This window comes from Veillonella sp. (assembly GCF_015058545.1).
Lineage (GTDB): Bacteria > Bacillota > Negativicutes > Veillonellales > Veillonellaceae > Veillonella_A.
In genome coordinates this window covers 1-23,856 of the sequence record NZ_SVCB01000023.1, presented here as the reverse complement: position 1 = coordinate 23,856, position 23,856 = coordinate 1, and the positions used below count along the sequence as shown (strand labels likewise).

15 protein-coding genes and 1 pseudogene are annotated in these 23,856 nt (G+C 45.9%); all 16 read left to right on the top strand.

Going from position 1 to position 23,856, the window contains the following annotated elements:
* The first annotated feature begins 347 nt into the window (after positions 1-347).
* The 16 genes and pseudogenes from E7204_RS01350 to E7204_RS01275 all read left to right on the top strand — a co-directional run bounded on the left by E7204_RS01350 (position 348) and on the right by E7204_RS01275 (position 23,682).
* Positions 348-935 carry a shikimate kinase gene (locus tag E7204_RS01350; RefSeq protein ID WP_295180849.1) on the top strand — a complete coding sequence of 196 codons (588 nt, stop codon included), beginning with the start codon at positions 348-350 and terminating at the stop codon, positions 933-935.
* A complete protein-coding gene (gene pfkA, locus E7204_RS01345) occupies positions 901-1,860 on the top strand; it encodes a 6-phosphofructokinase (RefSeq protein WP_295180847.1) in 960 nt (319 codons plus the stop codon). The genes E7204_RS01350 and pfkA overlap by 35 nt, the downstream gene beginning before the upstream one ends.
* Positions 1,861-2,014: 154 nt before the next feature.
* The gene (locus E7204_RS01340) at positions 2,015-3,091 is read left to right on the top strand and encodes an efflux RND transporter periplasmic adaptor subunit (protein ID WP_295180845.1); all 1,077 of its coding nucleotides are present in this window, start codon (positions 2,015-2,017) and stop codon (positions 3,089-3,091) included.
* An 11-nt stretch (positions 3,092-3,102) separates the two neighbouring features.
* Positions 3,103-3,786 (top strand): annotated as a pseudogene (locus E7204_RS01335) (ABC transporter ATP-binding protein); the annotation flags it as partial.
* A 151-nt stretch (positions 3,787-3,937) separates the two neighbouring features.
* Complete coding sequence (locus tag E7204_RS01330) at positions 3,938-5,152, top strand: ABC transporter permease (protein WP_295180843.1); 1,215 nt, start codon at positions 3,938-3,940, stop codon at positions 5,150-5,152.
* Between the two features lie 100 nt (positions 5,153-5,252).
* Complete coding sequence (locus tag E7204_RS01325) at positions 5,253-5,705, top strand: PaaI family thioesterase (protein ID WP_295180841.1); 453 nt, start codon at positions 5,253-5,255, stop codon at positions 5,703-5,705.
* A 438-nt stretch (positions 5,706-6,143) separates the two neighbouring features.
* A complete protein-coding gene (gene pheS / locus E7204_RS01320; protein ID WP_295180839.1) occupies positions 6,144-7,166 on the top strand; it encodes a phenylalanine--tRNA ligase subunit alpha in 1,023 nt (340 codons plus the stop codon).
* An 11-nt stretch (positions 7,167-7,177) separates the two neighbouring features.
* Positions 7,178-9,622: a phenylalanine--tRNA ligase subunit beta gene (gene pheT, locus E7204_RS01315; protein ID WP_295180837.1), complete on the top strand. Its 2,445-nt coding sequence runs from the start codon at positions 7,178-7,180 to the stop codon at positions 9,620-9,622.
* A gap of 241 nt (positions 9,623-9,863) precedes the next feature.
* Positions 9,864-12,137 carry a DUF3656 domain-containing protein gene (locus tag E7204_RS01310; RefSeq protein ID WP_295180835.1) on the top strand — a complete coding sequence of 758 codons (2,274 nt, stop codon included), beginning with the start codon at positions 9,864-9,866 and terminating at the stop codon, positions 12,135-12,137.
* Positions 12,138-12,330: 193 nt separating this feature from the next.
* Positions 12,331-14,706 carry an endonuclease MutS2 gene (locus tag E7204_RS01305; protein WP_366483392.1) on the top strand — a complete coding sequence of 792 codons (2,376 nt, stop codon included), beginning with the start codon at positions 12,331-12,333 and terminating at the stop codon, positions 14,704-14,706.
* A gap of 164 nt (positions 14,707-14,870) precedes the next feature.
* The gene (locus E7204_RS01300; RefSeq protein ID WP_295180850.1) at positions 14,871-16,922 is read left to right on the top strand and encodes a penicillin-binding protein 1A; all 2,052 of its coding nucleotides are present in this window, start codon (positions 14,871-14,873) and stop codon (positions 16,920-16,922) included.
* 55 nt (positions 16,923-16,977) lie between these two features.
* Positions 16,978-18,186 (top strand): tyrosine--tRNA ligase, encoded by a 1,209-nt coding sequence (gene tyrS / locus E7204_RS01295; protein ID WP_295180831.1) that lies wholly within the window; start codon positions 16,978-16,980, stop codon positions 18,184-18,186.
* 326 nt (positions 18,187-18,512) lie between these two features.
* A complete protein-coding gene (ppsA, locus tag E7204_RS01290; protein WP_295180828.1) occupies positions 18,513-20,897 on the top strand; it encodes a phosphoenolpyruvate synthase in 2,385 nt (794 codons plus the stop codon).
* A gap of 66 nt (positions 20,898-20,963) precedes the next feature.
* Complete coding sequence (locus tag E7204_RS01285) at positions 20,964-21,593, top strand: CBS domain-containing protein (protein ID WP_295180826.1); 630 nt, start codon at positions 20,964-20,966, stop codon at positions 21,591-21,593.
* A gap of 101 nt (positions 21,594-21,694) precedes the next feature.
* On the top strand, positions 21,695-22,522 hold the full coding sequence (locus tag E7204_RS01280) for a pyruvate, water dikinase regulatory protein (protein WP_021842507.1): 828 nt from the start codon (positions 21,695-21,697) through the stop codon (positions 22,520-22,522).
* A 152-nt stretch (positions 22,523-22,674) separates the two neighbouring features.
* On the top strand, positions 22,675-23,682 hold the full coding sequence (locus tag E7204_RS01275; protein ID WP_295180822.1) for a deoxyguanosinetriphosphate triphosphohydrolase: 1,008 nt from the start codon (positions 22,675-22,677) through the stop codon (positions 23,680-23,682).
* Positions 23,683-23,856 lie beyond the last annotated feature (174 nt).

Genomic DNA, 23,856 nt, shown 5'->3' with positions numbered 1-23,856 from the left:
TTTAATTCTTTAGCAGTTGCATGGAATCCCCATCCACGCTCAAATAGACAGTAAACTTTTTCTTTAATTTCTTTAGAATACTTTGCCATAAAAAAACTGCACCTCCAAAAATTGTGTCCAATTTTTGGGGTGCAGTTCACTTTGTCATGGCTTTTTTTATTGCTATTTTTACCTCAACCCTAAACATTTTCTTAATTCCTTAAATCCTATTCGTTTTATACTTTTACTAAACGGCCCGATGTAGTAGAATAGAATCAAATGGGTATCGTACATAATGAGAACGGGGTAATAGGTAATTGTTCGTTTTGATTATGTATGACACAATCTGTAATAGGCGGGATTAAGTAATGAAACGAAATATAATTTTAATCGGTACTATGGGGAGCGGCAAAAGTCATTTGGGACGCAACTTGGCAGAGGCTAAGGGTTGGCAGTTCGTCGATACGGATCGACTTTTGGAGAGGCGCTATAATTTACCCATAGCCGAAGTGTACGAGAAGCTGGGCGAGAAGTTATTTCGTTCGGCGGAGCGCGAAATTTTAAAAAAAGTGTGCATGTATCATGAGTGTATTATTTCCGTAGGCGGTAATTTTCCCCTCGATGTACGGACGGTACGATATTTACAGCGGTATGCGTATATTATCGGTATTCGGGCTTCCGAGTACCGTATTGTGAAGCGGGTGAATCGTCGTATTGGTAAACGGCCGACCATGGATTATGATGATGTGGCGGGCTTTGTAGAAACGATGATGCAACGCTGGAAACCGGTGTACAAGAAGTGCGATTGTGTCATAGACACGACGTATGGTCGCACGGAGAATTTAATTGATGCAATTCACAACACGTTAAAGCGCGATGGTGTGGAATTTAAAAAAAGACGTCCTATGGGGGTAAATCAGCATGAAAAATATAGCGATTCTAACGAGCGGCGGTGATGCGCCGGGCATGAATGCAGCGGTGCGTGCCTTGGTGCGTAAAGGGATTTACGAGGGTTTACACGTTTATGGCATTAGCCGCGGCTATGAAGGGCTTTTAAAAAATGATTTTGAATCTTTGAATCGTCGTGATGTAGGGGCTATCGTCAATCGTGGTGGCACCATGCTGAAGACGGCTCGTTGTACGAAGTTTAAGGAGCTGGAGAATCAGGAAAAAGCAGCTCAGATTTTGCGGGACCGTGAAATCGATGCGTTGGTGGTTATCGGTGGTGACGGCTCCATGGCAGGGGCTATGGCGCTTGCTAAACAGGGGATTCCGACGATTACGATTCCCGGCACTATCGACAACGATATGTGCGGTACGGAATATACCATCGGTTTTGACACGGCGCTTAATACGGTAGTTGATGCGGTCAGCAAGATTCGTGATACCACGACGGCTCATGACCGGGTAGCCATTGTTGAAGTTATGGGGCGCAGTGCCGGTCATTTGGCGGTCCGTGCCGGTCTTGCCTGCGGTGCCGAAATGGTGCTCATCCCCGAAAAGCCCATGAGTCTTGATGAGGTGTGTGAACAGCTCCGTATTTCCCATAATGCGGGCAAGACGAACAGTATCATCATGGTGGCCGAAGGGGCGTACCACAGTTTTGAAGTATGCGGCTATATTAATAAGCATCTCAATATTTCGCCAAGTGTTACCGTACTCGGTTATTTGCAGCGTGGCGGGTCGCCGTCGGCTCGTGATGCGGCCATGGCGGCACTCATGAGTGAAAAGGCGATTGATGCCTTACTCGCCGGGCAGAGTAATTGTTTGACCGCTGTTTTAAACGGCAAAATTGAAATGGTGCCGTATGACGAAGCGTGCACCCGTTGTTATCCTATCAGTGAATCGGAATATGAGCTGATTTCGGTATTGGCTCGATAGGTTCATTAAGCACTCATTAGTGAAACCTATAATTATTATCGATTATACATATGAGCTGAAAAGCCCTTCTTCGCGTATAGTCGAGAAGGGTTTTTTTATTATATGAAAATTGAGAGACCTGTTTTATTTGTCTTTAAGTAAAGGAGTTAAGCGCATGTGGCAGACAAAGAAATTTTGGGGGATACTCATCCTCATTTTGCTGATCTTGGGTGGTGCTTTTTATTATTTTAAAAATAAAGATAACACTCAGCAGACATCGTATACAACGGGTACGGTAGAACGAGGAAATATTGCCTCTGTGATTACATCAACGGGCACTATTAACCCGAAAAACTATGTAGATATTTCGACCAACGTGGCCGGTATGTTGGAACAGGTGTTGGTTAAGGAAAACGACCATGTAACGGCCGGTCAGGTTATTGCAACCATCGATGCACGCCAAATGCAGGCTACGGCGGACGATGCGAAAGCAACGTTGGATAATGCGAAGCTTGATATGGATCGTTATGCTACCTTGGCGGCACAGGGGGCCATCCCGCAACAGACTTATGATACAGCGGTTATGAATTATGAAAAAGCGGTAGCTGCGTATGATCGTGCGGTAGCTAATTTATCCGATACGACCATTACATCGCCTATGGACGGCACGGTTATCGGTACACCGTTAAAAGCGGGTCAGACTATCAGTACGGGGATTTCCACGCAGATGATTATCGCGACGGTAGCGGATTTAAGCAATCTTGAAATTTACCTTACCGTCGATGAAACGGATATCGGTAGTGTTAAAAAAGGTGCCCGCGTAGATTTCACGGTTGACGCCCATCCGGGGAAAACCTTCACCGGTTATGTCAGCGATATTGCTTTAGGTACTAAAGGTAATATGGGTACTACCAGCAGCAGCGTAGTGTACTATACGGTTAAAGTTGCTATTTCACAGAGCGATGCAAGTAATTTCTTCCCGACAATGACGGCTCGTGCTACGATTTACGGCGATGAACGTACTAATGTATTGGTTGTGCCGTTGGCTGCCGTACGTACCGATAAAGTGGGCGAATACGTATATGTAATTAAAAACGGTAAACCGGAACGTACCAGCGTAACGACCGGCCTTACCGGCGAAACAACGATTGAAATTGCCAAAGGTTTAAATGAAGGTGATGAAATTGTTGTCAGTGGTGATGTAGGTTCCTCGTCGTCCAAACAGAGTAACTCCGGCGGGCCTATGTTCTAGGAGGAATGCAGATGAAACAAGCAGTCATTTCACTGGAAGGAATCACCAAGACTTATGTTAACGGTAAACTGGTAGTGCCCGTACTACACGGCATCGACCTCAATATTTACGAAGGGGAATTTACGTCTATCATGGGGCCGTCCGGTTCCGGTAAATCCACATTTATGAATATTTTAGGTTGTCTTGATCGACCAACTTCCGGTTCGTATAAGTTGGATGGCGAAGAAGTGGCCACGTTGAGCGACGATGAGCTTGCCTTTGTGCGCAATAAACGAATCGGCTTCGTTTTTCAGAGTTTTAACCTGTTGCCGAAATTAACGGCACAGGATAATGTGGCACTGCCTATGGTCTATGCCGGTGTTCCCAAAAAGGAACGTAAAGAGCGTGCCGCCTATCTCTTAGATTCGTTGGGCCTCGGCGAACGTCTCGACCATTTACCGGCGGAACTCTCCGGCGGTCAGCGTCAGCGTGTGGCTATAGCCCGTGCCTTGGCTAATGATCCGTCCATTATTATGGCCGACGAACCGACCGGTAACTTGGATTCCAAATCCAGTGTGGATGTAATGAATATTTTTACCAATCTATACAATGAAGGGCGCACCATTATTTTGGTTACCCATGAACCGGATATTGCTACGTATGCGAGTCGCAACATTGTGCTTCGTGACGGCTATATTGTGGAGGATAAACAAAATCCTAAAATGGCCGGTTTGCAGCCGGTGGTAACAACAGAACCGGTTCAACCGACAGAGCAGCAGAAAGATGCAGCTGTGCCGACGGAATCGGTGGCTGTGTCGGAAGCAACGGCACAAAAAGCAGTTAAGCCGGGAAAAGGAGGGACGTCTCATGTATAAAGAGGGCTTTTTGATGGCCTGGGCGTCCTTGGTGGCCAATAAGATGCGTTCGCTCCTTACCATGTTGGGGATTATTATCGGCGTAGCTGCCGTAATTGCGCTTGTATCTATCGGTTACGGCGTGCGCAGTCAGATTCAGGACTCCATTTCCAGCTTGGGCAGTAATTTGCTCATGGTGTATCCGGGCGCGCCGCGGACGCCGGGCGTTCGCCCTACGGCGGATTCACAAAAGACGCTTAAGCTTGAAGATTATACGACGATTTCCCATTTGCAGGATATCGATATGGCATCGCCGGTATCGGCGGGCAGTTCGTATGTAGTTATTTATACGAATAAGAACTGGACTACCAGTGTTAACGGGGTCAATAGTGATTTCCAATATATTAATAACTGGACGGTTAAATCCGGTCGTTTCATTACGGCGTCTCAGGTGGAACGGCGCGAACGTGTGGCCGTTATCGGGTCTACGGTAGCGACGAACTTATTTGGCACGGAAGACCCGGTAGGCAAGGATATTCGTATTAAAAACAATCCGTACAAGGTAATCGGCGTGCTTGAAAGCAAGGGGTCCGGCAGTTTTGGTAATGACCAAGATGATGTTATTTATATTCCGTATACGACGGGGATGGAACGTTTGCAAGGTGTCGATTATTTGCGCATGATTTATATTAAGGCCAAAGACGGGGTAGACCTCAATCGTTTGCAGACAGACGTAGAAAATATTTTGCGTGTACGTCATAATATCAAAAATCCGGATTTGGATGATTTTAACGTCCGTAATATGGCCACCATTATGGCTACCGTGGAAGAAACAACGGCCACTATGACCTTGTTCTTAGGTGCCGTAGCGGCGATTTCACTGGTTGTAGGCGGTATCGGGATTATGAACATCATGCTCGTATCCGTTACGGAACGTACTCGTGAAATCGGGGTCCGTAAGGCCTTGGGGGCTACGTATCGCGTTATCGTTATGCAGTTCCTCATCGAAGCGGTAGTTATTAGCTTGGTAGGCGGTTTTATCGGTATCCTGGTGGGTATTGGTGCTTCCAAGTTAATCGGTGCTTTGACGAGTATGAAAACGGTTATCTCCATGGGACCGATTCTCTTGTCCTTCGGTTTCTCCATGGCTATCGGCCTCGTGTTCGGTTTATATCCGGCCCGTAAGGCGGCGAAGTTGAATCCGATTGATGCTTTACATTATGAGTAATAGGTGCAGTACATTGTCCTTAAAAAGACAATGTACTGATGTGCATACTGATTATTTGATGCATTGCGCTGTAGAATAAATCACGGAAGGGAGTGTAGTGGTGAGTAAAAAACAAGGAATGCGTACGTTGGTAGATTTTTTTGACAAAATGTGTCATGAACATACCTTTGCCTGGTCGAAGTATACCCGTGTAACCGGTGGTGATCCCGGTCATTTGGAAATACTGTTTGATACCGATGCGGTGAGACATGGTAATTTTATCGGCAATGTGCACGGTGGTGTCTATATGAGCCTCGCCGATACGGTTATGGGTGTATCCTGTTTTACCTTGGGTAAACGAGTAGTAACACTTGAAATGAAGGGGAACTTCATCAAAGCTGTTAAAGCCGGTGAAAAACTGCGCGCCGTAGGCAATGTGGAACATAACGGCAATCGCACTATGGTGACCACAGGCCGCCTGTACAATACGGTGGGCGATCTCGTGTATATGAGTACCGGCACTTTCTACGTAATCGATAAATTCGAAATGCCTGACCTTCCTTGGCGTGTGTAACGCCGGGGGCTTCGACCTGTTGTGACTGAATGAGGCAAAGGTAGCGCTTATTGTGATTTGTTTATAAGTCGTAAAGGCTTTGACAGAATGCGTGAGAGTTGGTATACTTACACATAGATTAATAAAAAACTCAGTCGTACCGGCGTTTTTCAAAGATGCCTTTTAGGTGTTGGCCGATGCGTTGGCATGACGAGTAGACATTACGGCGATGACAAAATCGGCGTTGCATAGGTGTTTTTCAGAGAGTGAAGTATTGGTGGGAGCTTCATAAATGCGATGCAAAGAGCCTTTCCTTTTGGAGCCATGGATTGAACAACGAGTAGATTCATCGTGTGACCGCGTTAAGGTTATTGAGTACTAATTAGGGTGGTACCGCGAATGTTATACCTTCGCCCCTTGCCGGGGCGGAGGTTTTTTTGTTTTAGGAGGTTGTGACGGATGGAAGAATTATTAAAATCCCTGAAAGCGCAAGCGGCAGAGCAAATTCAAAAAGCTACCGATTTGCAAGCTTTACAAGAAGCCCGTGTTAAATATTTAGGTAAAAAGGGCGAAGTAACCGCATTATTAAAAGGCCTCGGCAAATTATCCGCCGAAGAACGTCCACGCATGGGCGCCTTGGTAAATACGGTGCGTCAGGAATTGGAAGCTATGATTGACGATGTACAGGCAAAACTGGAAGCAGAAGTGTTGGCAGCTAAACTCGGTGCCGAAGAAATTGATATTACCTTACCGGGTCGTGCCACGCGTCAAGGTCATGTGCATCCGCTCAGTGCTGTTAATGATGAAATTGAACGCTTTTTCATGAAAATGGGCTACACCGTTGCGGAAGGCCCTGAAATTGAAAGCGATTACTTCAACTTCGAATGCTTGAATTTACCGGCTGACCATCCGGCGCGCGATATGCAGGATTCTTTCTACATTACCGATTCCGTATTGCTCCGTACCCACACTTCACCGGTACAGGCTCGTACACTCCAGAGTCAGGAACCTAACAGTCCTGTTCGCATGATTGCACCGGGTAAAGTATATCGCTGGGACTATGATGCAACTCACTCCCCGGTATTCCATCAGGTAGAAGGCCTTGTAGTGGATAAAGGAATTACGTTTGCCGATTTGAAAGGTACCCTTGAATTGTTCTTGCGCCACATGTTCGGCGAAGACACGAAAGTTCGCTTCCGTACGAGCTTCTTCCCGTTCACGGAACCAAGTGCGGAAGTAGATATTTCCTGCGTTATGTGCGGCGGTGAAGGTTGCCGTGTTTGCTCCCATACGGGCTGGCTCGAAATCCTCGGCTGCGGCATGGTTCATCCGAATGTATTGACTATGAACGGCTATGATCCGAATGAGGTTCAGGGCTTTGCTTTCGGCATGGGCGTGGAACGTATTGCTATGCTTTTATACGGTATCGGCGATTTACGTTTATTCTATGATAATGATATGCGTTTCTTGAAGCAGTTCTAGGAGGTACGACGATGAAAGCTAGTTTAACATGGATGAAGGACTATGTTCCTGTAGACACAACGAAACCGGCTCAGGAACTGGCCGATGTATTAACGCAGGCAGGGATTCCGGTAGAAGATGTTATCTCGATGGATCCCGGTTTGAAAAAGATTTTTACCGGTAAAATTACAGAAATTACAAAGCATCCGGATGCTGATAAATTACAGGTTTGCCAGGTAGCTTGTCTTGATGACAAAACGGGCGAAGAAATTACGAAACAAATCGTAACGGCCGCTACCAATGTGGCTGTAGGTCAGGTGGTACCGGTGGCATACCACAAATCCCGTTTGGCTGACGGTACGGAAATTAAAAAAGGTAAACTTCGTGGTGAAGTATCTGACGGTATGTTCTGTTCCGTTGCGGAATTGGGTATTCCTAAAGATATGGTTATGCCGGGGGAAGCAGAAGGTATCTACATTTTGCCGGAAGGCACACCAATCGGCATGGATATTCGTGATGCGGTGATGCTTAACGATACTGTCTATGAATTCGAATTGACGCCGAACCGTGCGGACTGTTTCTCCATGGTTGGCTTAAGCCGTGAATTTGCTGTTTTGACAAACAATAAAAACACGGAACCGACTGTAAAAGTGAATGAAAACGGCAGCGATGTAAACGATATGGTGAAAATTGCCATCGATGATGCTGAATTATGCGGCCGTTTCATGGCCCGTGTTGTTTCCAATATTAAAGTGGGTCCATCCCCATTATGGCTCCAGAACCGTTTGCGTAACGGCGGTATTCGCCCAATCAATAATGTGGTAGACGTAACGAACTACGTTATGCTTGAATACGGTCAGCCAATGCATGCGTACGACTACGATAAAGTGGCCGGTCATCAATTGACAGCTCGTGCGGCCAAAGCCGGTGAAGTGTTAAAAACGTTGGATGGAAATGATCGTGAATTAACTACGGATATGCTTGTTATTGCCGATGCGAACGGCCCTGTAGGGGTTGCCGGCGTTATGGGCGGCCTCGATAGCGAAGTAACCGAAGGAACGACTACGATTATTTTGGAATCGGCTGTATTTAAAGGTTCCTCCATTCGTCGTACCGCTCGTGCGTTGGGTATGCGCAGTGAAGCATCCGGTCGTTTCGAACGCGGTGTCAATGCGGAATACTCACCGGTAGCCCTTGACCGTGCCGCTCAGTTGTTGCAGGAATTAATGGAAGATATTACGGTAGCTAAAGGGGTGGTGGATGTATATCCGGCTCCGGCTGAAGCTCGTACTGTATCTTTCACGGTGGCAGCGGTTAACAGCTATTTGGGTACCGACATTTCTGCCGAACGCATGCAGGAAATTTTGACTACCTTGTCCTTCACTTGGTCTGAAGATGGTGATGTCATTACCGTTGGTGTATCGTCCTGGCGCGGCGACGTAACGGTTATGCCGGATATCGCCGAAGAAGTGGCCCGTATTTACGGTTACGATTTCATTCCGAACACCACTCCTTGGGCTAATCTCAACAGTGGCACTATGAGTGAAAAGAAATTGCTCACTAAAGCTATTCGTCATACCCTCGTAACGGAAGGTCTCAGCGAAATTATTACGTTCAGCTTCATGCATACGGACAGCCTTAAAAAGTTACTCATTCCGGAAAGCGACAGCCGTTATCAGGCGGTGCCAATTTTGAATCCGATTACGGAAGAGTTCCCGGTTATGCGTACCACCTTGATTCCAAGCATGCTTGATACAGCAGCTCGCAACATCGCGCAGAAGAACCATGATTTATGGTTATTTGAAGCCGGTGCGATTTATGAACCAAAAGGATTGCCAATTACGGAACTTCCGGTTGAAAAATACCATGTAAGCGGGTTCATGATGGGCAAAACTACGGATTTACAGTGGGCTCAACCTCAGCGTGACACTGATTTCTACGATGTGAAAGGTGTCTTGGAAGCGGTACTTAAAGAGCTCCGCATTGAAGCTCAGATTGAACGCTCCAAAGAAACCTATCTCCATTCGGGCGTAAGTGCTCAGTATGTGGTAGACGGCCAGGTTATTGCTACTTTGGGTGAAGTGCATCCGCAAGTAATGAAAGCTTACGATTTACCGGGTAAAGCCTATCTCTTCGATATCGACGTAACCGCAATCTTGAACTTGACTCGCGGTCAGCTTCGTTACCAGGGTATCAGTAAATTCCCGGGCACCGCTCGTGACCTTGCCATCGTGGCACCTAAGACTGTGTCTTCCGAAGCTATCAGCCAAGTCATTTATGCAAAAGGCGGCCAGTATTTGGAACGGGCGTTCGTATTTGACGTGTACGAAGGGGCTCACATTGAAGAAGGCCATCGCAGCTTAGCTTACAATTTATCGTTCCGTAGCAATGAAGGTACTTTGACGGATGAAGATATTCAGCCGGCAATTGACGATATCTTGGCGGCGTTAGCTGAATTGGGTTGTAAATTGCGCTAATAGGAGAAATCTATTTGACTATTGTGCCAATGCAGGTCTCAATTGGCTATTAGAGCGTCAAATGGCGCCAACAGTTGCAATTTGTCTCAATTAGTAGTAAAATACATTAACTGATTAAATAATTAATAAGCCGCTATATTGTGCGATGGCACAGTATAACGGCTTATTTTGCCATATTTTTTAAAGAATGTGATATAATTCTATATAGAAATATGGCGAATTGAGTCCTTAAGGAGGGCGTATGGAATTATTGGCACCGGCAGGCACGTCGGAAAATTTTTTAGCAGCTTTAGAAGCCGGAGCTGATGCAATTTATTTAGGCGGCAAGGCTTTTAATGCAAGAGCGAATGCAGCCAATTTTGAAATTGAAGAATTGGCCGAGGCGGTTCGCTTGGCCCATTTGTTGGATGTATCCGTATTTGTTACGGTGAATATATTAATCGGCGATGCCGAATTAAACGACTTAAAAGAATATTTGCGCGAGTTGGAACGCATCAACGTGGATGCCACTATTGTGCAGGATTTGGCGGTAGCTGAATTGGCTAAAAGGGTGGCACCGAAGCTTCATTTGCACGCCAGCACGCAGCTGACGGCGACTAACATGGGGACGGTACGTTTCTTGGAACGCATGGGCTTTACCCGTGTTGTCTTAGCTCGTGAAATGAGCCTCGAAGAAATTAAAAAAATTTGCCGCGAAGCGAAAGCGGAAATCGAAGTTTTCGTTCACGGTGCTCTATGCGTGTGCTATTCCGGGCAGTGCCTCATGAGTAGCTTTATCGGCGGCCGCAGCGGTAATCGCGGTGCCTGTGCCCAGCCTTGCCGTTTACCGTACGAACTTATCGATGGTAAAGGGCATGTGGTAAATAGTGCGGAAGAAGCCTATATCATGAGTCCGAAGGATCTTAATTATAGTGAGCATATGGCGGAACTTTTGGAAGCCGGGGTAGCTTCTTTCAAGGTAGAAGGGCGTATGAAAAAAGCATCCTATGTGAAAGAGGTTATCGGCACGTATCGCCAGATTATCGATAGAGCGGGTCAAACTTTGGCGGAAGACCAAGAGCATTTGACGGCGGGCTTTAACCGTGGCTTCTCCACAGCTTATTTGGAAAATCGTTCCGGTCGTGAAATGATTACCGCCGTAGCACCCGGCAATCGGGGTAAGCGTATCGGTCCATCTGATGATGGCCCGAAGAAAACAGTTTGGCAGAATTTACAGGAATTTGGCCGTAAATACGATGTACATGCCTATTTGGACGGACAGGAAGGTTCTGAGCCGACTTTGACGCTCTTGATGGATGACGGCACGTCTGTTACGGTTAGCGGTGACTATGTGGTGCAACGGGCTCGTAAAACGCCGACAAGCCATGAAAAAGTGTCGGAACAGATTGGCCGTTTAGGTACGACGGTGTTCCGGTTGGCTTCTTTATATATGCCGGAAGAGCCGTTTATGTGGCCATCCAGTGTGCTCAACCAGATGCGTCGTGATGCGGTTGCCCGACTGGAAGACATATTATTGGCAAAACATACCAAGGCTATGGCTGAAGTGCTGGAACGCATTGAAGGAGATATTAATCAGGAATTTAAGGACAGACCAAGCTATAAGAGCATGATGGTACGAGCCGGTAAGGCTACTCATAGCGTTAAGGCCGGTTCCTTGCCGATTGTTTCGGTGCAACTGGATGAAGAATGGCAATTAAAACCGGCTATTGAAGCGGGGGCGCAGAAGATTATCTTCGGTGGCGATCGCTTACAGCGCAAGCCTTACGATTTAGATGTATATAATCGCGTGGTGGCTATTTGCCGTGACCATCAGGTTCGATGTGTATTGGCCACGCCGCGCATCGTCCGGGAAAGTGAAATTGACGCGTATCGTCCAACTTTGGAAGCAATTATCGCAGCTAAGCCGGATGCTATCAGCATTCACTTTTTAGGCGCCTTGGAATGGCTCCAAACCATGGGTTATGAAGGTGAAGTGGAAGGGGACAGCAGTTTACAGCTTTTTAATAAAGATGCGGTGCATGAAGTAACTGAACTGGGGCTCTCAAGTGTTGTTCTGTCTCAAGAAGCTACCTTACATCAAATTGCGGCTATTATTCGCCACAGCCCAATGCCTATCGAATGTGTTGTTCACGGGCTTACGGAGCTCATGATTTCCGAATACTGTGTTATCAGCAGTTTTGCCGGTACCGGCTGTAAAGCCAATTGTCCGGCTCCATGCCTTAAGGATTCCTATCGTTTGCGTGACCGCTTGGGTGAGGAATTTCCACTCCGCACAGATCCTTATTGCCGCATGCATATCATGAACAGTCGCATGCTCGATATGCGGGCGTACATTCCGGATTTGGTAAGACGAGGCATCGCCATCCTTCGTATTGACGGTCGTCAGCAGTCTAAAGAATGGCTGCGTGACACCATTGGCGCTTATCGCGGTATTTTGGCACACACCTTACCGGTACCGCCTAAGAATGAGTCTTTGCCGATTACCAGGGGTCATTATTTTAAAGGCATTTTTTAGCGATTTTTTAAGATAGATTGAAGTATTTTTAAGATAGATTTACATATTGCTCAGGCAAAAGCTGCCGCTGAGTATACGATAGAGCAGTAATATTTTGAAGTATACGGTAGCGCAGCAATATTTTATGGCAATATATCGGGCCAAAGCAGTCATTCTTTGGCCATGTGATTACATAGGAGGGATTGTATTACCTATGAACAGTGAAAAACTGTTGGATTTTGATGTGATTCGAGAACGTTTAGCCGCCGAATGCAGCTCTAGAGTGGCAAAGGAAATGGCCATGGAGTTGGAGCCATTAACGGATCCGATTGCCATTAAAACGGCTCTCGATGAAACGGTAGAAGCGGTCAATTCGCTAAATACTGAAATCGAACAACCGATTGGCGGCACCCGCGATATTCGCGAAGCTTGTGCCAAAAGTCGTAAAGAAATTATTTTGACTCATGAAGAATTATGGGATTTATATACCACTTTGAGTGCGTATAAGCGTATGTATGCGTTTTTTCACAGCAAATATGCGAATTATCCGCTCTTGTCATTGTGGATTCAGGATATGCCGCGTCATGACGGCTTAGAACGCAAGTTTGAGCGAGTTTTTGACAAAAAGGGAAATTTGATGGATTCCGCGTCGCCTAAATTGCAGCATTTACGCTCTACTATTGTGCGTACGAAAGACCGCATCAAGAGCGATTTGCAGGCCATTATGCACGATCCGAACAATCAGAAATATTTTCAGGAAGCCATCGTAACGCAGCGTAATAATCGCTACGTAATTCCGGTTAAACAGGAATATCGTTACGCTTTTGAAGGTTTGATTCACGACCGTTCGGCTACCGGCGCGACACTCTACATTGAACCGATGCGCCTCGTAAATCTGAACAATGATTTGCAGGAAGCGGAATTGGCGGAAGAGGAAGAAGTGCGCCGCATTTATCGCGAATTGTCGCAGGCCGTTCGCAAAGACAGCAATACCTTGATGGACGCCTGTGAACGCGTGTCCCATGTGGAATTTGTGTACGGCAAAGCTAATTTGGCGATTAAGATGAAAGCGGCTCCGGCCGAACTTAGCGGGGCGCGGGAAGTAAAACTCTTAAATGCTCGTCATCCATTGATTCCGGCCAATGTGGTAGTGCCTACGACGATTACGTTGGGGACGGGCTATCGGATTCTGCTCATTACGGGCTCCAATACAGGCGGTAAAACAGTGGCCATGAAGACGTTAGGCCTTTTGAGTCTCATGAATCAGGCTGGTTTATTTATTCCCGCCGAAACAGGCTCTATTTTGCCGATTTTTAACAATATTTATGCGGATATCGGCGATGAACAGAGTATCGAGGCCAGCCTCAGTACGTTCTCCGCTCATATGACGCAGGTCGTAAAAATTCTAAAAGTAGCCGGTGCCAAAGACCTGGTACTTCTTGATGAATTGGGATCGGGGACGGATCCGGAAGAAGGGAGCGCCTTGGCGGTGGCTCTCTTGGAATATTTCCGCAAGCGTGGTCCACTCATGATGGTGAGTACCCACTATAATGAATTGAAACGCTATGCGTATCATACGGATGGTATTGAAAACGGTCATGTAGAGTTCGATGAACGCACGCTGCGTCCGACCTATCGTCTTCATATCGGTGTGGCCGGCAGCAGTCATGCCTTGAGTATTGCCGCTCGCCTCGGGGTGCCTCGTGAAGTCATCGACTACGCCAAACAGGCTCACGAAGGGTCCGCAAATCGCGATATGGAAGCGGTACTCAGTGATTTGAATGAACAATTGCGTCGCAATCAGGAACGGGAACGGGCCCTCAAGAAAGAACTTGATGAAGCACGGCGTATGCGCACCCAGGCTGAGCGTGAAAAGAAACAGGTTAATGATCGCCGTAAGCAGATTTTGGCAAAAGCTCAAAATGAAGCGCAGCAGCTTAAACAGTCCATTCGCGTTGAAGGGGAACAGATTATTAAAGAATTGAAATCGCAGTTTTCAGAAACGGATAAGGGGAAACGGCAAGATGCCATTACGAAAGCGCGTAAAGATATATCAGGCGTTAATGTGCCTGAACTGGAACAGGAACGCCGTACGCCGGTGAATGTAAAAGAATTAAAAGAAGGACAGACTGTATTCGTGGTGTCCTTAAATGCAGTGGGTACGGTAGCCGCCGTGCAGGGGAAGCGCATCCAAGTGAGTGTTAACGGCTTAACCGCCAATGTAAAAGCCACCGATTTGGCCGTAGCGAGCCGTGAAGAAACCAATAATTTACGTCGCAAGGAAACGGCGGTACAACCAAAGCCTCGTAAACGTGCCGGCGGTTCCGCCGTGGAACGTCAGAAACATGCTACGACCGAGCTCAATGTTATCGGCCAGACTGTGGATGAAGCGAATCAGAATGTGAGTCATTTTATCGATCAGGCTTTGATGGCGGGGATCTCGCCGGTTCGCATCGTTCACGGCAAGGGCACAGGTGCTTTAAGAGCCGGGATTCATCAGTATTTGAAGACATTGCCGCACATCAGTCGCTATGAAATTGCCGGCTATGATGAAGGTGGGGCCGGTGCAACTTTGGTGTATTTAAAGTAGCAAGCCTTATAGATACCATATGTAGCATAGGTATGATATAATAAGCTATATGACTTATTATTCGTAATGAGAGGTGTCGTATGAGTTTACAAGGTTCGTCTCAAAATGGGCGACAAACACGACGTAGAACGACGGCGACTAAACCGCCCAAGAAGAAATCGCCAATGCGTCGATTCCTTTGGATTGTGGGGATTTTAGTATTCCTTATAATAGCCGGAGCCGGTTGCGGCTTCATTGGTGCCACCATGTCCGATTTACCGGAAGTGGCCAATGTTAAACCGGCTGCTTCGTTGCAGATCTACGATGTGCATGGCAATTTGATTACAACTGTCCATGCTACTGAAAACCGGTTACCGGTGAAGTTATCACAGGTTCCGAAAGATTTACAAAATGCATTTATTGCCACTGAAGATAATCGTTTTTACAGTCACCATGGCGTAGACCCTATCGGGATTATGCGTGCTATTTGGGTTAATATTGCCCATGACGGCGTGGCTGAAGGTGGTAGTACGATTACGCAACAATTGGCTCGTAATGCGTTTTTAACCCAGGATCGTACGTTAAAACGTAAGATTATGGAAGCTATGTTGGCCATTCGTATTGAGCAGTATTATACGAAGCAGGAAATCCTCGAAATGTATTTGAATCAAATATATTTCGGTCAAGGTGCTTATGGTGTACAGGCGGCAGCCCATGTATACTTTGGCAAAAATGTGCAGGATTTGGATTTGGCCCAATCGGCTATGCTCGCCGGCTTGCCGCAAAGTCCTAACTATTATTCGCCGCTTACCAACTACAAAGCGGGTAAAGCACGTCAGGCTGTTGTTTTGGGGCAGATGGTTAAATATGACTACATTGACCAAGCTACCGCGGATAAGGCGAAAGATGAAGATTTGGGCCTTCGTGAAAAATCCGAAGCCGCTCACAGCGATAACAATGCTTCGTACTTTATCGACTATGTTATTTCTGAAATCGCCGAAAAATACGGCGACGATGCTGTCTATAAAGACGGTTTGAAGATTTACACAACCATTGATATGAAGGCACAGGATGCAGCGGTTCAAGCCATGCATAATTTGCCTAACTTCTATACGGACGACAAAGGCTTAACACAGCCGCAAGGTGCGTTAATTGCGATTAATCCGCATAATGGTTACATTGTAGCCATGGTTGGCGGTCGTGGCGACGACTCCTTTAACCGTGCCGTATTGGCTGAACGTCAGCCGGGTTCCGCATTTAAACCATTTGTTTACTTGGCCGCTATTCAGGACGGTATGACGCCGGGCACTGTTATGGACGATAAGAAAATCGAGTTTAACGGTTGGAGTCCTAAGAACTATGAAGGTACCTATTCCGGTCAAATGACCTTGCGCTATGCCTTGCAACATTCCGTTAATACCATTGCCGTACAGCTCGCTGATGCAGTGGGTATGCGTAAAGTTCTTAATTTGGCAAGCAGCTTGGGTATTACTACTTTAGATGAATCTAAAGATAATAACTTGGCCGCCGCGTTAGGTGGTTTGACCAATGGTGTTAAACCGATTGATATGGCTGTAGCCTATGGTACTTTGGCTAATGGCGGGGTAAAAGTTAAACCGGTTGCCATTACTAAAATCGTAGACCGCAATGGCCAGGTCGTGGAAGAGAACAGCACGGAAGAACAGCGTGTAGTAGATCCTAAGTATGCCTATGTTATCACGAATATGCTTGAATCCGTAATGTCCGGCGGTACCGGTGGCGGTGCATCTATCGGGCGTCCGGCAGCCGGTAAAACAGGGACTACGGACGAATCAAAAGATGCTTGGTTTGTAGGTTATACACCTGATTTGGTAGCCGCTGTTTGGATGGGCGATGACTATGGTATTGAGACCCTGGATGGTATTACCGGTGGTACCGTTCCGGCCGTTATTTGGCGTGATTTCATGTCGCAAGCTTTAAATGCTATGGAAATTCCGGCCAGTGATTTCACCGTTCCGCCGGGAGCAGCCTCGATTGCTAACCAAGGCTATGCGCCACCGGCACCGAAGGTAGATCCGAAAGATAAAGATAAAGATAAGGACAAAGATAAAAAAGACGCTAAGGATAAGGATGGCGCGCAGGTAGAAAGTTCTGACAATTCGGCAGACAGCAGTTCCGATTCCGATAGCAATAAATCCGGCTCCGGCAGTTCCCGTAGTTCCGGTGGCGGTGCGTCTAAGTCCGGTAAAAGTGAATAATTAATTTTAAAGTACATATACTTGCCTGTTATAGGCAGTTCGAGGAGGAAGATTGATGAAGACATTGGAAGAACAGTTGCGTCTGATTAAACACGGCGTGGAGAATTTGCTTCCTGAAGAAGATTTTAAGAAGAAATTGGCAAAATCCATAGCCGAAAATAAACCGTTAACCATTAAATTGGGTCTTGATCCAACGGCTCCCGATATTCATTTGGGACATACGGTAGTACTACGCAAATTAAAAACCTTCCAAGATTTAGGTCATCAAATCGTTATTTTAATTGGTGATTTTACAGCTCGTATCGGCGATCCGACCGGCAAAAGCGCAACTCGTCCTCCATTGGATGAAGCGGCTGTTGCTCATAATGCAGCTACATATAAAGAACAGATTTTTAAAGTACTCGATGAGTCTAAAACAAAAGTGGTATACAACAGTGAATGGCTCAGCAAATTGTCCTTTGAAGATGTGTTAAAATTGGCTGCCAAATATACGGTAGCCCGTATGCTGGAACGGGATGATTTCCAAAAACGCTATTCCGAAGGCCGCGCTATCGGTGTTCACGAATTCATGTACCCGTTGATGCAGGGTTACGACTCTGTTGCCTTACATGCGGATGTTGAATTTGGTGGTACCGACCAAACCTTCAATTTGCTAATGGGGCGTCATTTACAGGAAGAATACGGTCAAGCACCTCAAACTATCATTACCATGCCGATTTTGGAAGGTCTTGACGGCGTTCAGAAAATGAGTAAATCTTTGGGTAACTATATCGGTATCAGCGAACCGGCTACAGAAATGTACGGTAAAGCAATGTCCATTCCTGACGAGCTCATGATGCGTTACTTCATGCTCGTTACGGATATGTCCATCGAAGATCAGGAAGAATTGGCAAAAGCCTTAGAAAACGGCACAGCTCATCCGCGCGATACGAAGATGAAATTGGCACATACCATTGTGCGCTTGTATCATGGTGAAGCGGCGGCTGATGAAGCGCAGGAACAATTTATCCGCGTTTTCCAAAAACACGATTTACCAACGGATATTCCTGAATACGCTATGGCTAAACCAACCGAACCTGTATATGTACCACAGTTGTTGACCGATGCAGGTCTTACTGCCTCGAACAGTGAAGCCCGTCGCTCCATTAAAGCCGGTGCGTTTAAAATCAACGGTGAAAAATGCAGTGATGAAAATATCGAACTCGCGGAAGACATGGTTCTTCAGGTGGGTAAACGTAAATTTATCAAAATCAAATTTAACTAATAGTACCGTTAACCGCTATTACATTTACTATTAAATGTATCGGTAGTTAATTGTATCGGCAGTTAAATGTGTTGCACTAATTGACGCGATTATGTCAATACGTCAACAAGCTATTACAAATAGTCAAGTTAAAGAGCAATCCTTAGCGAATGTGTGCATTCCTAAAGGGTTGCTCTTTTCTTTTACCTATCGTTTATATGTGATACACTACCTTCTGTATATTCTATATAGTGCATCAGAATTTGAAAAAATGATTGACACATAGTTAAATGTGTTATACTATTTATGTAGTTGATGTATTTCTTTTATTCAGGAGGTTTCATATAATGAATCGTGAAAATGCATATGTACTTTGGTTTGACGAATTAAAACGTGAAGATGTGGCGTTAGTAGGTGGTAAATCATCGTCCTTAGGGGAAATGACGTCCTCTACCAATGTGCCTGTACCGTATGGTTTTGCTACAACGGCTCATGGCTATCGGTTCTTTATGGAGCAAACCGGTTTAGAAGATAAAATCAAAGCAGAACTTGATAAATTGGATGATGTGGAAAACTCCGCATTACTTCGTGAAATTTGTGCGAATATTCGTAAATTAATCTGTGATGCTGAAATGCCGCAGGAATTAGCTGATGCGATTGAGAAAGCCTATGCAGAACTCGGTAAAAAAGTAAACGAAGAAAATCCGTTCGTAGCTGTTCGTTCCAGTGCTACCGCTGAAGACTTACCGGATGCCAGCTTCGCCGGCCAACAAGATACATACTTAAACGTACGCGGTGCGGACGTTATCATTCAGAAAGTTAAAGAATGCTACGCCTCTACTTTTACCGACCGTGCCACTTACTACCGTGTAAAACAGGGTTTTGACCACATGACGGTGGCCTTGAGTGCGGCCATTCAAATGATGGTATTCTCCAAAGCGGCAGGCGTTATGTTTACCGTTGATCTCGTTACGGGTAATGATGAAAGTATCTTGATTGAAGGTTCTTGGGGCCTTGGCGAATATGTAGTACAAGGTACGGTTACACCGGATAACTTTACGGTCAACAAAAAAGATATGAAAATTGTTAACCGTATGATTAATGATAAAAATATCGCTTTAGTTCGTAATCCGGACGGCGATTGTGCTGAAATCGTAATTCCTGAAGAAAAAGCAAAAACTCAGGTTATTACCGATGAACAAGTTTTAGAATTAGCATCCTATGCCAAAGCCATTGAAAAACACTATGGTTGCTACATGGATATGGAATGGGGCGTAGACGAACGAGATAACAAGATTTGGATTTTGCAAGCTCGTCCGGAAACTGTATGGTCCCGTAAGAATAAAGACGTGAAACCGGTTGAAAAAGCAATGGATGCGCCGACTACCACAACTCGTGAAATCGTGGTTAAAGGCTTACCGGCCAGCCCGGGTAAAGCTGCCGGCAAAGCTCATGTAATCCTTGATCCGGCTGATATCGACAGCTTCAAAGAAGGGGAAATCCTCGTAACGACTATGACGGCTCCTGACTGGGTACCGGCTATGAAAAAAGCGAAAGCTATCGTTACCGACGCCGGCGGTATGACTTGCCATGCGTCTATCGTAAGCCGTGAACTTGGTATTCCTTGTATCGTTGGCACGAAGAGCCGCAGTGAAGAAGCGACCCATCGCATTCAAGACGGTCAGTTAATTACGGTTGACGCTACCAACGGTATTGTATACGACGGTATGTTGGAAGATGCGGTTAAACCGAAAGAAGAAGCTTCGGCACAAGTCGTAAGCGAATACATCCCGGTAACAGGCACTAAAGTTTACATGAACTTGGGAGATCCTGATTTAGCTGAAAAATACGGCGTACTTCCTTGCGACGGCATCGGCCTTATGCGTGAAGAGTTCATCTGGACTACCTTCATCCATGAACATCCGTTGCATTTAATTGAAACCGGCCGCAGTCAATTTGCTATTGATACGTTGGCTGAAGGTATGCGTAAAGTTTGTCAGGCTTTGGCACCTCGTCAGGTTGTGCTTCGTCTCAGCGATTTTAAATCCAGCGAATACCGTGATCTTAAGGGCGGCGACAAACATGAACCGCATGAATCCAGTGCCTTACTCGGCTGGCGCGGTGCATCCCGTTACTACGATCCTAAATACGCACCGGCTTTCCAATTGGAATTGCAAGCCATTAAAAAAGTGCGTGAAGAATATGGTTTTAAAAACTTGCAGGTTATGATTCCATTCTGCCGTACAGTGCAGGAAGCGGCTGAAGTTATTCGCGTTATGGCTGAAAACGGCTTAGCTCGCAGCGCGGACTTCAAAATCTGGCTCATGGCTGAAATTCCTTCCAATATCATCTTGGCCGATCAGTTTAACCAATATGTTGATGGCTATTCCATCGGTTCCAACGACTTGACGATGTTGATCCTCGGTTGTGACCGCGATAATGAAACAGTTCAGCACATTTATGATGAACGCAATTTGGCTGTTCGCCGCGCTATTCATCACTTAATCGAAGTAGCTCACCGCGATGGCAAAACCGTATCCATCTGTGGCCAGGCTCCGAGCGTATATCCTGATTTCTGCGAATTCTTGGTACGTAGCGGCATCGATTCTATTTCGGTAAACCCTGATGCGGTAAAAGCAACTAAAAAAATGGTGGCTCAATTGGAACAACGTATTATGCTTGACGCTGTGACCGGTCGCGGCCGGAGTCTTGGCAATGAATTAGAGTGGTAATACTACTGTGAGATGACAGGAGGCTACATGTAGCCTCCTGTTTTTTATAAAAAAGGAGGGGCTGTTTTGCAATTAACTAAACGGCAAGACCAAATTGTACATATTGTAAAAGAAGAAGGCCCGATTACGGGTAAAGCCATTGCCGCCAAATTAGATTTAACGCGTTCCGCCTTACGCTCCGATTTAACTGTTTTGACCATGATGGGCCTCTTAGATGCACGGCCTAAGGTGGGGTATTATTATGTCGGTCAGCAAGGTGTGAGTCCCATTGCCAATGAAATACGCCAATTTACGGTAGGTCAGGTAATGGCGCAGGCCGTGGCTGTTACGGCGGATACAAATCTGTATGACACCATTGTCACCATGTTTACGGAAGACGTGGGGACTGTTCTTATTTGTGATGACGGCTACTTATTAGGCCTCGTATCCCGTAAGGACTTATTGCGTGCCGCCATTGGTCAAAACGATCCGAAGACGATGCCTATTTCTATGATTATGACGCCGGTAAGTAAGATGATTTCCTGCACCGCCGATGATAGTGTGGTGGAAGCGGCGCAGCGCATGATTGATTATGAAGTAGACTGTCTGCCGGTTGTGGAACGGGCGGAAGATGACGGTCGTCGTCGCTACAAAGTGTTGGGGCGTATTTCTAAGACAACCGTAACTAAATTATTTTTAGACTGCGGTGTAAAGTAATATTGCACATTGTGAAAAGACATATTAAAATAAAAAGTGAAATAGAAAATTCATTAATCGATATAATTGCAGTCAGTTAAGAGACATAATTGAGGTGTGGCATGGAGAATAATAAAGTTATTTTTGCAATTTCCGACTCCTTGGGGGAGACGGCGGAATCCGTAGCACGTGCGACGGCGAGCCAATTCGACAAGGAGAATATAGATATTATCCGCATTCCCTATATCAGTCAGGAAAGTCAGATTGATGATGTGATTAGTGAGGCCGCGAAGGAACAAAGTATTATTTGTCATACGATTGTATCGCCTACATTACGTCAATATTTGCACAAAGAAGCCGAAAACATGGGGATTCAGGCAGTTGATATTATGGGACCGGTTCTTGATGCAGTGGGCACCATTGCCGACACAAAACCTCGTTTGACGGCCGGTATGATTCATAAATTGGACCAAGAATATTTTAAAAAGGTGGAGGCCATTGAATTTGCCGTAAAATATGATGATGGTAAAAATCCATCCGGTTTTGAGAAGGCCGATATTGTTATCATCGGTGTTTCCCGTACCAGTAAAACGCCGCTATCTATGTTCTTAGCTTATAAAAAAATCAAAGCAGCCAACTTGCCGTTGGTGCCGGAAGTGCCATTGCCGGAAGAACTATTCAAAATACCGCCTAAAAAGGTAGTAGGTCTTATCATCGATCCATACAAATTAAATAATATTCGTAGTGAACGTTTACGCACTATGGGCCTTGACGGTGAAGCTAATTATGCCAATATTGCCCGTATTGAAGAGGAATTGGCCTATGCAAGGGCTGTTATGCGCCGCGTTCATTGTCCTATCCTTGATGTGTCCAATAAATCTATCGAAGAAACGGCTTCGTTTGTAATGCAGATTATTGAGCGCAATAAGCAACAGGAAGCGAGTCGGTAAAACAATACGGCATTGACGTTTGATTACGTTATGCCGTATTATTGCATTAAGTAAAACTTATTAAAAGTGAGCTATATTAAAAAGAACTGCCCTAATGGATGCGTAGTTGGCTCAGAGCCCGGTGGAGGGTAAATATGGCAACAGGAGGCTATATGACAATCCGAGAAGAAATTGAAGCGAGAGAAGAAGTAATTTTATCCCCTTATGCAGCAAAGAGTAAGTTTGCGGTCCGTGATCGTGAAGAGCAACCGGATTATTTGCGCACGGCATTTCAGCGTGACCGCGACAGAATTATTCACAGCAAATGTTTTCGCCGTTTGAAGCATAAGACACAGGTGTATATTGCACCGGGGGATCATTATCGCACTCGGATGACGCATACGCTGGAAGTGGGCCAAATTGGTCGTACCATTGCGCGTGCGTTGCGCCTCAATGAGGATTTGGTTGAAGCTATTGCCATGGGCCATGATGTAGGTCATACACCGTTTGGTCATGTGGGGGAATATGCACTCCGCGATATGGTGGGGCATTTTAACCATAATGAGCAGAGCCTTCGGACTTTGGAAGTTCTTGAAAAAGACGGCCTCGGGCTCAATTTGACAAAGGAAGTGCGTGATGGCATTTTGGGCCATACAGGTACTCACATACCGCTAACTTTGGAAGGGCAGATTATTCGGATTAGCGATAGAATAGCTTACTTATGTCATGATTTTGACGATGCGCAGCGGGCGGGCATGTTATCTTCCGATGATTTACCAAAATCGGTCCGTTCTGTTTTGGGCACAACGCCGTCCCAGATGATTACTACCATGGTTATGGATATGGTACGAGAATCCATGGATAAACCGGAAATTCATATGTCGAAGGAAGTGGAAGACGTAATGCATGAGTTTCGCCGTTTTATGTTTGAGGCGGTATATCGGGCGCCATCATTAATCCCGGACCGTAATCGGGCGGCTCATGTGGTTAAATATTTGTTCCTATATTATTTGGATAATCCGGAATTATTGCGCCATGAAGTGGTAAGGCAGGGCGTGGATCCGAATAGGATTATTACCCTGACGGATATCGTGGATTATGTGGCGGGGTTGACGGATCAATTTGCGATTAAGTTGTTTAAGGAGATATATATTCCCAAGATTTGGGATCCGGCCAATTAGATGCGCGATTTTTAAAAGGGTCCTGTTCTCTATTCATAGGTAATGAAACAAAACGGCTCTTTGTCAAATTTTGGGGCGCTAAAGAGTCTATGCACTTTGAGGAAGGACATGCGACATAACTGTTGCGTGTCCTTTTCTTGCATTGATGAATAAAATCCGGTTACGGAAGTAGTG